Raw genomic sequence first — 13,529 nt, forward strand, 5'->3', positions numbered from 1 at the left:
CGCGTTTCTACCCCCGTTAAAAACGCCCATAGTGCGGTGGTTGTACGCTGTTCGGCGGGGCCGTGACACGTAGAGATATGCGCACTGATCGCACGACGACCGCGCTCGACGGCACGATCGGCGTTTCGACCCCGGTACCGACACCGATCTCCGGTGGGGTGAACCGACCCGACGTCCTCGGCCCGGGCCGGAGGTGGGACGATGGCTAGCGACGAGTTCGATCCTGCGTCGGAGACGCCCCTCGCGGACGGTCCGTCGCGTCGTTCGGTCCTCAAAGCCGGCGCTGTCGCGGCCTCGACCGCGCTCGCGGGCTGTTCGCTTCCGGGTGCCGGTGACGAGGAGGACCCGGACGAGCCGTTCAACGTCTTCGCGGAGTACCCTGACCGCGACTGGGAGGAGTTCTACCGCGACATCTGGGACGTCGACGACACGTTCATGCTGACGTGTACACCCAACGACACCCACAACTGCTACCTCGAGGCCCAGGTCACCAACGGGACGATCACGCGCCTCCAGCCCTCGATGGGGTACGGCGAGGCGACTGACCTCCAGGGGACCAGGCGTCCTCGCGCTGGGACCCCCGCGTCTGCCAGAAGGGGCTCGCGATGATCGAACGCTTCTACGGCGACCGCCGCGTTCACGCACCGATGGTCCGGGAGGGGTTCCTCGAGTGGGTCGAGGACGGCTTCCCCCGCGAGGACGACGGCTCGATGCCCGAGGAGTACGCCCAGCGCGGCGAGGACGGCTGGGAGGAGGTCTCCTTCGAGGAGGCCTACGAGCTCGCCGCCGAAACGATCCTCGAGATCGCCGACCACTACAGCGGCGAGGCCGGCCAGCAGTCGCTGCTCGAGCAGGAGTACGACGAGCGGGTCGTCGAGGAGACTGGCGGCGCCGGAATCCGGACGATGAAGTTCCGCGGCGGCATGCCGCTGCTGGGACTGATCCGCCTGATGGGGATGTACCGGGTGGCGAACCAGATGGCGCTGGTCGACCACCACGTTCGTGACGTCGACGAGGATGAGGCGCTCGGCGGCGTCGGCCTGGACAACTACTCCTGGCATACGGACCTGCCGCCGGGACACACCATGGTCACCGGCCAGCAGACCGTCGATTTCGATCTGTCGAACGTCGAGTACGCCGACAACATCGTCCTGATGGGGATGAACTGGATCTGTACGAAGATGGCCGACTCCCACTGGCTGACCGAGGCCCGGATGAAGGGAGCGGACGTCACCGGCGTCTTCACCGACTACGCCGCGACGGCGACGAAGTGCGACGAGGTGATCACCGTCAGGAACGGAACCGACACGGCGTTGTTACTCGGCGCCGCTCGGGAGATCATCGAGGAAGAGATGTACGACGCCGAGTTCGTCCGCCAGCACACCGACCTGCCGCTGTTGGTGCGGATGGACGAGGGTCGACTGCTGCGCGCGAGCGACGTGATCGAGGGCTACGAGCCCGCGGAACTGGAAAAGACCGTGGTCGTCGAGGACGACGCGGAGCGTCCGAGCGAGGGCGTGACCGACGTCTGGGAGAACGTCCTCACCGAGGACCTGCGGATCGACTGGGGCGACTTCGTCGTTCGCGACGAGGAGACCGAAGAGTACGTGGCGGTCAGCCGCGACGAAGTCGGCGAGGACTTCGATGTCCCCGCGAGCCTGGAGGGTCCCTTCGAGGTCGAGACCGCCGCCGGCGAGACGATCGAGGTCCGGACCGTCTTCGATCTGATCGCCGAACACCTCGCCGACACGTGGGACGCCGAGACCGTCGCGGAGATCACCGGCACGGATCCCGACGCGGTCGAGAGTCTGGCCGAGGCGTTCGGGACGAGCCACGAGTCGGCGCTGCTGTTGACCGGGATGGGACCGAACCACTACACCAACCAGGACCTGTTCGGCCGCGCCTCGTTCCTGCTGACGTCGCTGACGCGCAACGTCGGCCACTTCGGCGGCAACGTCGGCAGCTACGCCGGGAACTACCGCGGCGCGTACTTCAACGGGCGGAGCCAGTGGATCAACGAGGACCCGTTCGATCCCGAACTCGATCCCGACGAGCCCGCCCCCGAGGACGGCCGCCGGACCTCGCAGTCGACCCACTGGTACTCCCACGGTGATCGGCCGCTGAAGTTCAACGACGAAGGCGAGTACGACCCGGAGGACGGCGAGTACTACATGGGTGACTCGCACATGTTTACGCCGACGAAGTTCCTCTGGACGGCCGGCTCGAACTCGATTCTGGGCAACGCAAAAGGTGCCTACGATATCATCCAGAACATGCTGCGGACGGGAGCTATCGAGGCCGTCTTCACCAACGAGTGGTGGTGGACGAAGACCTGCGAATACTCCGATATCGTCTTCCCGGTCGACTCGTGGGCCGAGCACCACGTCCACGACATTACGGCCTCGGTGACGAACCCGTTCGTGATGACGATGCCCGAGACGGGCCTCGAGGAGCGCATCTACAACACCCGGAACGACGCCCAGATCTACGCGGGCGTCGCGGCGGCGCTGGCCGAGTCCACCGGTGACGACCGGTTCGAGGACTACTGGGCGTTCATCGACGAGGACGACCACCAGGCACGCCCGTACCTCCAGCGGATCATCGACAACTCGAACACCGTCGCCGGCTACGACGTCGACGAGATGCTCGAGGAGGCCGAGGACGGCGTTCCGAAACTCATCATGACCGGAACCTACCCCAAGTTCAAGGGCGGACGCCAGATCCAGGAGGACGACCCCTGGTACACGAAGACCGGTCGCCTCGAGTTCTTCCGCGAGGAGGGACGCTTTACAGACGCCGGCGAGAACATCCCGGTCTTCCGGGAGGTGATGGACGGGACGCCGAACGAACCGAACGTCCTCGTCGACGACGGGGATCACCCGCTGATCGACCCGGAGACCCCCGAGGACCGCGGCTGGGATCCCGACCAGCGCGACGGCGACCTCCGTCAGGTGCGCAACGTGGTGATGGAGACCGAGGAGTTCCTCGAGTCCGAGCATCCGCTGACGGAGCTAGACGAGGGGTACCGCTACAACTACATGACGCCGAAGTACCGCCACGGCGCCCACACGTTCGCCAACGCCCTGCCGAACATCGCGGTCTGGTGGGGAAACTTCGGCGACTTCGACCGCGAGGACGACCGCCGTCCGTACATCGGCGAGGGGTACGTCGAGATGAATCCCGCCGACGCCCAGGAGGAGGGCCTCGAAGACGGCGACTACGTCTGGGTCGACGCCGACCCCGCCGACAGGCCGTACCGCGGGTGGGACGAGGACGACGACGATTACCAGGTGGCACGGGCCATGATGCGCGTGCGCTACCAGCCGGCGCTGCCCACGGGGATCGTCAAGAGCTGGATGAACCTCAACGAGGCCACTCACGGCAGCGTCGAAGGGCACGAGGAGCGCGAGGACGGTGAGGCGCGCAACGAGGAGACGGACTACGTCTCGCTGTACCGGTACGGCGGTCACCAGAGCGCGACCCGGACGTGGTTCCGGCCAACGCTGCTGACCGACGATATGGCACGGAAGAACTACGGCGGGCAGAACATCGAGACCGGCTACGCCGGGGACATCCACTGCGCCAACGGTGCTCCGAAGGAAGCGTTCGTCAGGGTCGAGCACGCCGAGGACGGCGGCCTGGAGGGCGAAGGACTCTGGCGGGTCGCCGAGATGGGGCTGCGACCCGGCTACGAGGACGACGCGATGGAGCAGTACCTGGACGGCGACTTTATCGACACCGGAGGTGAGTGATCATGCCACAAGTAGACAACTGGCAGCTGAACCGCGAGGTCGAGTTCCCCTACGAGGAGGCCCGCCCCGAGCGACAGTGGGCGGCCATGTTCGACCTGAACAAGTGTATCGAGTGTCAAACCTGCACCCTGGCCTGCAAGACGACCTGGACACACGAGGAGGGCCAGGAGCACATGTTCTGGAACAACGTCGAAACCAAACCCTACGGCGGCCACCCCGTCGGCTGGGACAAGCGGAACCTCGAGGATATGGGTGCGATGGAGTGGGACGGCGACACCTACGAGGGAGACACCATCTTCGAGACCGAGGACGTCGACTGGGACGATCCCGACAACCATCCGACAGAGGAAAACATCAACGAGGACGTCGCCGGGTTCATGCCGGACATCCAGGACGACTGGCGCTACCCCAACCTCGGCGAGGACGAGAGCGCGGGCGAGGGGATGGAACCGGATATGCACTTCGACGAGGACACGCACCCGATCTGGTTCTTCTACCTCCCTCGGATCTGCAACCACTGCACGTACGCCGGCTGCGCCGGCGGCTGTCCGGTCCAGGCGATCTACAAGCGCCCCGAGGACGGCGTCGTCCTCATCGACCGCGAGGAGTGTGAGGCGCGGCTGGTCTGCAACGAAACCTGCCCGTACAAGAAGGCCCAGTTCAACCCGGCCGAGAACATCTCCCAGAAGTGCGTCGGCTGCTACCCGAAGACCGAGGACGGACGGGCGCCGCAGTGTTTCGAGACCTGTCTCGGGAAGATCCGGCTCCACGGCTACATCAACACGCCCGAAGAGGCCGACGACAGCGATCCGATGGAGGAGCCGACGAACCCGATGGACTTCCTCGTCCACCAGAAGGAGATCGCCCTCCCGCTGTACCCGCAGTTCGGCCTCGAGCCCAACGTCTACTACATCCCGCCGACGACGGCACCGGTCGACTACCTCGAGCAGCTGTTCGGCCCCGGCGTCGAGGACGCCTTCGAGACGTACCGCGCGATCGGCGACGGCGACGAACCGGCCCTCGAGGGGCTGTTGAACCTGATGGGCAGCACCGAGTGGTCGATCACGAGCTTCGAGGTCGACGGCGACGAGGCGGTCGGCTACTACGAGGACGACGAGGTCGGTCGGGTCCCGATCACGGAGCCACAGGCCGAGCGCGACCGCGTCGAAGAGGTCGACGGACAGGAGGTCTACCGACTGGACATCACCTGATCATGAGCGAGTTTACCATTCTCGGCGGCCCGCCGAGCGAACGATCGAACCGCACGGACGACCACGATGCGGAGCCGGAACCGACCCGGGAGCTGCCTCCGGGCGACCCCGAGACGGCGACCGCCCGCGGGCAGCTGTACTCGCTTCTCGCGCTCGGGTTCGCGCGTCCCGACGACGAGTTCCGGCACGTCCTCGACGGCGGGGAGTACACCGCGGGGCTCGTCGACGCCGCGGCGGGAATCGACGGCGCCGTCGCTGACGCGGCGACGGCCGTCGAACCCCCGACGGACACCGATCAGGTCACCCGGCAGTGGGCGTCGCTGTTCGGCGTCGAGGAGGGACAATCGGTCTCGCCGTACGAACTGACCTACCTCCCGGGGCCGTTACTGACCTCCGTTCGCCAGCTCGCCGACATCAGGGGGTTTTACGACGCCTTCGGGCTCGATGTTGGCGAGGCGATGCCGTACCGCGCCGACCACGTCTGTTACCTGACGGAGTTTCTCGGCCACTGCTGTCTCCGGGAGGCACGGCTGCGGCGGCGCGGCGACGACGAGGGGGTCGCGACCGTCGTCGACGCCCGCGGTTCGTTCCTCGAGGACCATCTCGGGCGGTGGTTCTGGCGGTTCGCGGACGAGGTGAGCGCGCGCGACGACGGGTTCTACGCCGCGCTGGCCGACCTGCTCGCGGCGCTCGTCGAGGACGAACTCGAGACCCTCTCGCTGGAGCCGGAGTGGGTCCCCGACGATCCCGAGGTGACGGAGTGGAACGAGGACGTCTTCGGCGACGCGGGACGGGACTGTGGTGGCTGCGGCGCCGACGCTGCGGGACTCGACGAGCCGACCCCGGGGTCGCAGCCGAACGCATCAAGCGGTGACGCGTCGCTCGAGTAGCGACGGCCCCCTCGGGCACGAATATCGGGAGCGCTGATCCGCCAACAACGCCGCCATCGGAGGACGTTCCCCATCGTACTGTGGTTTCGAAAATATGCGTTCCGTTACCATAGATACGTCCGAAAGCATGGGCTCCGACAGAACCCGGTACGAGTTCGAGTGTTCACACTGCAGCGAGCAGACCGTGGTCGACGCGCCGGTCCAGGACCAGCTGCTCGGAAGGGGCTGTATCTTCTGTGGACGGGACGTCTCGGAACGGGACTTCGTCCGCGAGCAGTGACCTCCGTCGTGATCGGACGGATCCTGACTCAGCTCGCGAACCGTCCGCCCACGAGGTAGAGATAGCCGAGCGCACCGGCCAGCGAGAGCGCGACTCCGACGGTTCGGACGGTTCCGCACTGGCCGACGACGCCCACTCCCTGAACCGCCACGCCGTCGACCAGGAGGGCGAGGAGGAATGCGACGAGCGCGAGCCCCCCAACCAGGAGAAATCGCTGTGTCCAGTTTCAAAGTCCGTCAGCAGTTCCCGCCATCTCGTTGTCGGTCGATTTCGGGGCTCGCTCAAGAAGCTTCGCCGGAACATCTCCGAGTTCTCGCACGGCTGGAACGCGGGCTACGTTCTTGGGTGGTCCCGCCCACCCGTCGCGGATGACCAGCGCCCACGACCACGCCGACGAGAACGCCGAACCCGTTGCCGACGACGTCCACGAGAACTCCTGGTCCGCAAACCTCGAGCTCCCCGAACACGCCGACGATCGCGACCTGCTCGTCGAGGAGGCGATCACGGCTGTCGAACGGACGGCCTCCGGCTACCACGTCAATCTCGTCACCCACGAGGCCCACGGCCATCCGTCCGACTCCCTCTATGACGAACTCGAGGCCGCCTTCGAGGACGTCGAGTACGAGCACGTCGACCAGTGTGGCTGTGGCGGCCACGTGGTCCGCGTGCAGGTGTAGTCGGGACCGCGAACAGCGAGTCGATCCGTGGCGCCGACCGCCGGCTCGGTCGCTCGGACGTCCTCGTTTGCGTCGAGACCGCGTCGGTCGCGCTCACGAACTGTGGGTGCGACCGTGCCGAAAAACGGAGCCGGAAAGGATTAGCCGGTTGCGCGGTGCTCGCGCCGCGCGGCGAGGAGGTGTCTGACCGCGCCGACGGTGAAGGCCAGGGCGCCGAGGATCATTGGCGTGTCGCCGAGGGTTCGGGCCCACAGCAGCGTCTGGACGCGATCCTGCTCGTAGAACTCGAGGCTACGAGCCGCGGCGTAGCCGTCCTGGTAGGAGGTCTGGAGCTGCAGGAAGCCAAGCGGCAGCAGCGACGCGAGGGTCATCACCGCCAGCCCGACGTTCGTCAGCCAGAACGCGCCACGGAACCAGCCGGGCTCCCACGCCGCCTCAGGGGTGACGACACGGAGGACGTAGGTGCCCAGTCCGAGCGCGAGCAGACCGAACGCGCCGAAGGTGGCCGCGTGGCCGTGGGCGACGGTCAGGTAGGTGCCGTGCTCGTAGTAGTTGATCACCGGGAGGTTGATGAAGAACCCGAGCACACCGCCGCCGACGAAGTTCCAGACGCTCGAGCCGATGATAAAGAGCAGCGGCAGGGTGTAGGGGAACGACTCGCCCTGGGCTTTCAGCGCGCTGTACTCGCCGAAGCTCTGGTAGAGGATAAAGAGTAGCGGGACGAACTCGAGCGTCGAGAACGTCGTCCCGATCGGCACCCAGATGTCGGGGAGGCCGACCCACCAGTAGTGGTGGGAGACGCCGACGATCCCCGCCCCCATGATCGCGAACACCTCGAAGAGGATCGCCTTCTCGGCGTCGCCCTTCTCGAGAAGTTCCATCGAGACCAGCGCGACCGAGACGACGGCCGTGACGAAGAACTCGAAGACGCCCTCGACCCACATGTGGACGACCCACCACCGCCAGAACTCCGTGACGGCGATGTTGGTCTCGGGCGTGTAGAGCATGCTCGCGGCGAACATCAGCGCAATCGAGCCGCCCGCGTAGGTCATGAAGTGACCGAGCCCGGTCGGGGGTTCGTCCATCCGGCGGACGCTTCGCAACACGAGCCCCGTCCAGCTGACGAAGCCGACGAGCAACAGCACCTTCCAGATCCGGCCGACCTCGAGGTACTCCAGTCCCTCGGAGCCGAGCCACCACCAGAGCTCGCTCTCGTCGGGCGAGGCGAACGCTCCCTGCGAGCTGAGCCAGACGCCCGCGAACGCGCCGACGGTCGTCGCGACGAGGACGGCCAGCAGCCCGGTCGCGGCCGCGGACTGCAGGGGCGGATCGCTGTCGGTGAACAACCCGGGGAGGAAGAGCCCACCCGCGAGCCACAGTGCGGTGATCCAGAGGATCGCGAGGTTGATGTGCCAGGCGCGACCGACCGAGAACGGCAGCACGGAGACGATGTCGATCCCCAGCGCGTCGCCGATCCCGTAGAACCCGGTGCGCTCGACGTAGTAGTGGGCCAGCAACGCGCCGACCAGCGTCTGGGCGACGAACAGCGCGCCGGCGACGGGGACGTACCACGCCGCGGCGTACTGGGTCGGCGTGATCGACACCGAGTCCGGCGAGGGGATGTCGACGACCTCGGTCGCCGGCTCGGCGAACTCGAAGGCGTGGTAGGCCCAGGCGCCCGCGCCGCCGCCGGCGATGAGCAGCACGAGGCTGATCGTGCTCCAGACGAGGACCTGCCCGGTCGGCTGGTTGCCGGTGCCCGGGACGTACGGCCAGTCGTTCGTGTAGGAGTGATCGGAGCCGGGGCGGTCGGTGTGGGCCATCCACGCCGTCCAGCACGCGAAGTCGGCGATTCGTTCGGCCTCGTCGGCCGAGTTGACGAACTCCTCCGGGACGCCCCGGTCGGGGTCGCCCTCGTAGTAGCGCTCGACATACTCCTCGCGGATGCGACGGTGGGCGTAGGCCTCCGCCGCCGAGTAGCGGGCGAACGGCCCCTCGGGCGCGTCGGTGTCGAACTCCCGCTCGGCCTGCTCGGCGACGCCCGCCCGTTCGTCGTCCTTGAGCTCCTCGAAGGAGTCGGCGCCCCGCTCGTGAGCGTAGTACTCGCGGACGTACTCGGCCTTCAGCTCCAGGGCGTCCGCGGTCAGATCGACCCCGAAATAGGAGCCGTTGCCCAGGATCGAGCCGTGGTTCATCAGGCCGTTGGCCTGGAACGCCTTCTTCCCCAGCCGGATCTGATCGGCCGTGACGATCGGCTCGCCGTCGGGGTCGCGGATCTCCTCGGGGATCGGCGGCGCCTTCTCCCGGGAGAGCCACGCCCCGATGCTCATTGCGACGAGATTGGCGACGAACAGCGCAACCAACGCCTTCGCTCCTGTCGACCGCGAGCGAAGCGACGCGAGGTCGATACTGCCGGCGTCGGCGGTCGTCAGCGAACTCGAGAACAGCTCGAGGAGTCGCCACCCGAGGACGCCGTCGCCGAACCCGTCGCCGCTCGTTCCCACCGAGGCCAGCATCGGCAGCAGCTGGGCCAGCGTCTGCCCGTCTCCGAGATCGTCAGACAGCAGCGTCGTCGCCGCCAGCGCCGCCGCGGTCGCCACCGACACGGAGCCCGCGGTTGCGTCCGGGTCGACGCCGTCGAAACCCGACGTGAGACTCGGCTGCGGCGAGACAGCGGGCTCGGCACCCGCGTCCCGTCGTTCGGCCGTCTGCTCCGATTCCGCCCGTGGGTTCTCGACCTCGGCCGGAAACGCCCCGAGCGCCGCCTCGATCGCCTGGGCGACCTCGACGGTGTCTCGCTCCAGGACGTCCTCGAGGACGTGACCGGACGACCGATCCGTCTCGAGATCCAGTGCCGCGCAGAACGTCCCGTAGGCGTCCTCGGACGCGTCGGCGACGGCAGCTTCGGGGTCGGTCTGCTCCGCTCCCGAGTTCGACGCCGACGCGGACGGCTCCGCGTCGGCGAGGCGCTCGAGCAGCTCCTCGGGGTCGAGGTCGGCCTCGGGCGCGACCCGATCGCGGATCGCCGCCAGCGTCTCGTCGTCGAGCCGCGTCGCGTCGAGTCGGTACCGACGCAGGAACGCCTCGAGCGCCCGATCGAGAGTCGCGTCGCGGTCCGTCTCCGCCCGTTCACGGAGCTCCTCTGCGGAGCGACCGACGACGCGGCTGCACGCCTCGTCGGCGACGCGCTCGAGGACGCAGTCGCGAAGCCCCTCGCTGGAATCGGAGCGACCGTGAAGTTCGTCAGCACCCCGGTCGACGGCGGCCGCGGCCTGCTCTCCGGCGGCTCGCCGAACCTGCGCCGAGGCGGCGGCGACGGCGTCCGTTCCGTCCTCGAGGCGATCGGCCACCGACTCCAGTCGATCGATCCCTCTCGTCCCGCTCAGTAGCGCGTTCGCGAGTTCCATGTGTTATGTGACCATCCGTCAGCGTTGTCGTGTTCGAGCCAGTTGTATATTTGTGCGGCTGTCACTCGCTGATCTCGGTCGAAAGCGACCCGTCAGGATCCGGATTCGCGCTCGGACGGATCGCTATCGGAGTGTCGGGCGCGCCCGACGGATCGGGGACGTACCCGGGAATCGGACAGTATCCCGTGTCAGCAGCTCTCGAGCGCCTGCTCGGCCTTCGGAAAGAGAACGTTGTTCTCCTTGTGGACGTGTCGGTGCATATCCTCCTCGAGAAGCTGCAAGCGATCGAGCGCGTTCCGGTAGCTCGTGCAGGCGTCCGACGGGACGGCATACTCGTCGCTCAGGGTCCGTATCTCCTCGAGGCGGGCGGCCGCGGCGTCGTGTTCCGACTCGAGGTGGTCGATCGCCTCGCGGATCCGCGCTTCCTCCGTGGCGGTCAGTGGCGCGCCGTCCTCGAGGTTCCGGATTTCGGGGAAGACGTTCTCCTCCTCGTCGGCGATGTGGTGGGTGACCTCCTCCTGAAGCTCGAGAAACGTCGCCTCGATCGACTCGAGTTCGGGGTGGGTGTCGCCGTGGACGCGGGCAACCTTCCGGACGATCCGCTCGAGGGAAGGGAGTTCGGCGCGCAGGTAGTCGTGGTGCGTTTCGACGACGTCGTCGATGAGCTCCGTGATCGACGCCTCTGCCGGTGCGACGTCGTCGGTCGAGTCCGTCGTTGCCAGTCGTTCGAGGACGGCCTCGACCTCGAGGCCGTTCTCATCGCAAGCCCGTCGCAGCGAGGTGTCGCCGCCACAGCAGTAGTCGATGCCGAGCGATTCGAAGACGGCCGCGAACTCCGGGTAGTCGCCGACGAGCCGTCCGAGCGAGGCTTCGGGGTCGATCGTTGTAGTCGTGGTCATAGTGATGGGATCCGTTCGTCCGCGCTGTACGTGGAACGTCCGTCCGTTCGTCGAAGCCGTTTCTCCCGAATACGTTCGCCCGGGTTGTGATCGAATCATCGGCCTCGAACCTCGTTCGACCGGTATCGTTCTTTGGGTCGAATCCCAGCGACTGAGGCTGATCAACCCTTATTATGCCGATCGCCGACGTACGGTCGTGTATGACCGAACGCATCCTCCTTCCGTACGATGGCTCGGAACCGTCCGAACAGGCACTCGAGTACGCCCTCGAGACGTTCCCGGACGCCGAAATCACCGCGCTGTACGTCGTTCCGGCGCCGCGAGGCTACTGGGGCTCGTTCGAGGACCCGGAAGCCAGGATTCCCGACGCCGAGAGGGCCAAAGAGCGCGGCCGTGAGTTCCTCGAGGAGGCAGTGGCGACGGCTGCGGACCGGGATCGAGAGCTCGAGACCGAACTCGAGATCGGCGAGCCCGACCACGTTATCGTCGGCCGAGCCACCGACGGCGAGTACGACTCGATCGTCCTCGGAAGCCACGGCCGCGAGGGCGTCTCGCGGATCCTGCTCGGCAGCGTGGCCGAAAACGTCGTCCGTCGGTCGCCGACGCCGGTGGTCGTCGTTCGCTAGCGCAGTGACGGTTCGGCTCCGAATCGGCGTTTTCCGCGGTTCACGATCGTTTTCGATCGGTCACGGTACATTTTCTGTTAGAGCGTGTCATAGAACGGTTCGTATGCCTCCCTTCAACTACCCGAGATACGTACAGGTGAAAGTGGAACACTGTAGGCCAAAATCCATTCAAATCCTGTCAAGACAATATATGGATCACAGGAGGATTTATTTGCTGAGACTTGTACTCGTGTCGCCAAGGAAAAATGAGCGTAACCGGTAGCTGAGTTCGTCGATCACTAATACTGCCAGAAATACGATTGCAAGCAGCACAATCACCCTATCGTATTGCAGGAAGTCGAGGTATCCCATGATGTAGTAGCCGATGCCGCCTGCGCCAACGATTCCGATTGCGGCGGCATGCCGCACATTATACTCGAACATGAACATTGTTTGACTGATCAGTGAGTTAATTGCTTGGGGGAGCACTACAAAGCGGAGTATCTGAAGCCGAGTTGCGCCTAAGGAAGAGACAGCTTCTATAGGCTCGTTATCGAGCCCTTCGAACGCCTCGTATTCAAGCTTGCCTATAAATCCAATCGTATAGAGTGTAATCGCAAACACGCCTGCTGCTGGTCCCGTCCCGATGAGGATGACGAAAATTACTGCCCACAGGATGCTCGGGAGGACGCGAAGCACCGCCAGAAACCACCGTGCAGGGAGGGTGAGATACCACGGGAAGAGGTTTCGGCTCGCGACTAAACTCACTGGCAAGCTCAGAAGAACCCCAAACAGTGTCCCCACGTATGCGATATACAGTGTCTCAAGAAGCCCTCGGAGCCCGACCTCCAGCACGCTCATTTCCGGCGGGATCGCAGCCCCATACAGGAACGTCAGGCCATCAGCGCCGCCCGAGAAGTCGGTCTGATGGAGTTCCAATATCCAGATGCTCCAGACCGCCAGGACGAAGACAAGGATGAAGAGCAGGGGTCTACCGAACGTTTTGAGGCGAGTTCGCAACGCCGCGGCGGAGATCGTCCGATCTACATTACTCATGGCTCTGTTGTGTTACCGGCTCGCGTGTACTCACAGATTCTATTCGATCTTCGATTCCTCCGGCTCCCAACCTGAGAACTGTATCCGAGATGTCCTTCGCCACGTCAAGGTTGTGCTCAACGATGACCACAGACATTCCCGTCTCCTGCTGGAGTGTGACAAGACAGTCTACAATTGACTGAGCGGTCTCTCCATCGAGTTCAGAGAGCATCTCGTCGGCCAGCAACACGCGAGGTTCTTGGACAAAGGCACGAGCGATGGCCACGCGTCGCCGTTGCCCACCCGACAGCTCTTTTACTCGGCTCTGTTCGTACCCATCGAGGCCGACCCGTTCGATCGCTTCTCGTGCTTCGGTTTTGGCATCTGCCGGGAAGCGTCCGAGCAGGCTTCGCATCCTCCCGAGATCTGAGAGCCTTCCATGAAGGACGTTCGTGAGGACCGTTTCGTGCATCACAAGTCCCAGGCTTTGTGGGATGTATCCTAACTCACCAGGCGGCGGGGACTGCGGCAGACTGGTGCTGAGGACGGTGGCTTCACCGTCGAGCGGGTCGAGAATCCCGGCGAGAGTCTTGAGCAGCGTCGTCTTGCCACAGCCGCTCCGGCCAACGAGCGCTACTGTAGAGCCGTTCCCGACCGTGAACGAGAGGTCTTCGAGGACGGGGTCCTCGTCGTATCCGACGGAGAGTCCTCGACAGCGGATCGGTGGTGATGATCGAGTCACAGTAATTTCACGGCAGCGTTGTGGTTTTACG

General features: G+C 65.5%; 11 protein-coding genes and 1 pseudogene. 7 read left to right on the top strand and 5 right to left on the bottom strand.

Annotation, left to right across the window (positions count from 1 at the left end; translation table 11 throughout):
- The first annotated feature begins 77 nt into the window (after window positions 1–77).
- The 5 genes and pseudogenes from NATOC_RS23125 (at window position 78) to NATOC_RS21500 (ending at window position 6,133) form a co-directional block, all read left to right on the top strand.
- Window positions 78–209: a hypothetical protein gene (locus NATOC_RS23125; protein ID WP_281170500.1), complete on the top strand. Its 132-nt coding sequence runs from the start codon at window positions 78–80 to the stop codon at window positions 207–209.
- Window positions 202–3,752 (top strand): annotated as a pseudogene (locus NATOC_RS20090) (molybdopterin-dependent oxidoreductase). Before NATOC_RS23125 ends, NATOC_RS20090 begins: the two are co-directional and overlap by 8 nt.
- A gap of 2 nt (window positions 3,753–3,754) precedes the next feature.
- Entirely contained in the window at window positions 3,755–4,963 is a 1,209-nt protein-coding gene (locus tag NATOC_RS20095) for a 4Fe-4S dicluster domain-containing protein (protein ID WP_015323329.1), read from the top strand.
- A gap of 2 nt (window positions 4,964–4,965) precedes the next feature.
- Entirely contained in the window at window positions 4,966–5,853 is an 888-nt protein-coding gene (locus NATOC_RS20100; RefSeq protein WP_015323330.1) for a TorD/DmsD family molecular chaperone, read from the top strand.
- Between the two features lie 127 nt (window positions 5,854–5,980).
- Window positions 5,981–6,133 (top strand): DUF7560 family zinc ribbon protein, encoded by a 153-nt coding sequence (locus NATOC_RS21500; protein WP_157224717.1) that lies wholly within the window; start codon window positions 5,981–5,983, stop codon window positions 6,131–6,133.
- Between the two features lie 28 nt (window positions 6,134–6,161).
- On the opposite strand, the gene NATOC_RS23130 is transcribed toward NATOC_RS21500, so the two are convergent.
- Window positions 6,162–6,284, bottom strand: coding sequence for a hypothetical protein (locus tag NATOC_RS23130; protein ID WP_281170501.1), 123 nt, complete (start codon window positions 6,282–6,284; stop codon window positions 6,162–6,164).
- Between the two features lie 217 nt (window positions 6,285–6,501).
- Here NATOC_RS23130 and NATOC_RS20105 point away from each other — a divergent pair, with 217 nt between their 5' ends.
- The gene (locus tag NATOC_RS20105) at window positions 6,502–6,810 is read left to right on the top strand and encodes a CGCGG family putative rSAM-modified RiPP protein (RefSeq protein WP_015323332.1); all 309 of its coding nucleotides are present in this window, start codon (window positions 6,502–6,504) and stop codon (window positions 6,808–6,810) included.
- A 140-nt stretch (window positions 6,811–6,950) separates the two neighbouring features.
- On the opposite strand, the gene NATOC_RS20110 is transcribed toward NATOC_RS20105, so the two are convergent.
- Both NATOC_RS20110 and ric read right to left on the bottom strand, forming a co-directional pair.
- Window positions 6,951–10,217, bottom strand: coding sequence for a nitric-oxide reductase large subunit (locus NATOC_RS20110; protein WP_015323333.1), 3,267 nt, complete (start codon window positions 10,215–10,217; stop codon window positions 6,951–6,953).
- Window positions 10,218–10,405: 188 nt separating this feature from the next.
- Window positions 10,406–11,116, bottom strand: a complete 711-nt coding sequence (gene ric, locus NATOC_RS20115) for an iron-sulfur cluster repair di-iron protein (RefSeq protein ID WP_015323334.1) — start codon at window positions 11,114–11,116, stop codon at window positions 10,406–10,408.
- 200 nt (window positions 11,117–11,316) lie between these two features.
- On the opposite strand from ric, the gene NATOC_RS20120 reads away from it, so the two are divergent.
- Complete coding sequence (locus NATOC_RS20120) at window positions 11,317–11,742, top strand: universal stress protein (RefSeq protein WP_015323335.1); 426 nt, start codon at window positions 11,317–11,319, stop codon at window positions 11,740–11,742.
- Between the two features lie 207 nt (window positions 11,743–11,949).
- Here the strand turns inward: NATOC_RS20120 and phnE are convergent, their stop codons facing one another.
- Together phnE and NATOC_RS20130 are read right to left on the bottom strand one after the other, a co-directional pair.
- The gene (phnE, locus tag NATOC_RS20125) at window positions 11,950–12,777 is read right to left on the bottom strand and encodes a phosphonate ABC transporter, permease protein PhnE (protein WP_015323336.1); all 828 of its coding nucleotides are present in this window, start codon (window positions 12,775–12,777) and stop codon (window positions 11,950–11,952) included.
- A complete protein-coding gene (locus NATOC_RS20130) occupies window positions 12,770–13,498 on the bottom strand; it encodes a phosphonate ABC transporter ATP-binding protein (RefSeq protein WP_015323337.1) in 729 nt (242 codons plus the stop codon). The genes phnE and NATOC_RS20130 overlap by 8 nt, the downstream gene beginning before the upstream one ends.
- Window positions 13,499–13,529 lie beyond the last annotated feature (31 nt).

The organism is Natronococcus occultus SP4 (assembly GCF_000328685.1).
Taxonomy (GTDB): Archaea; Halobacteriota; Halobacteria; order Halobacteriales; family Natrialbaceae; genus Natronococcus; species Natronococcus occultus.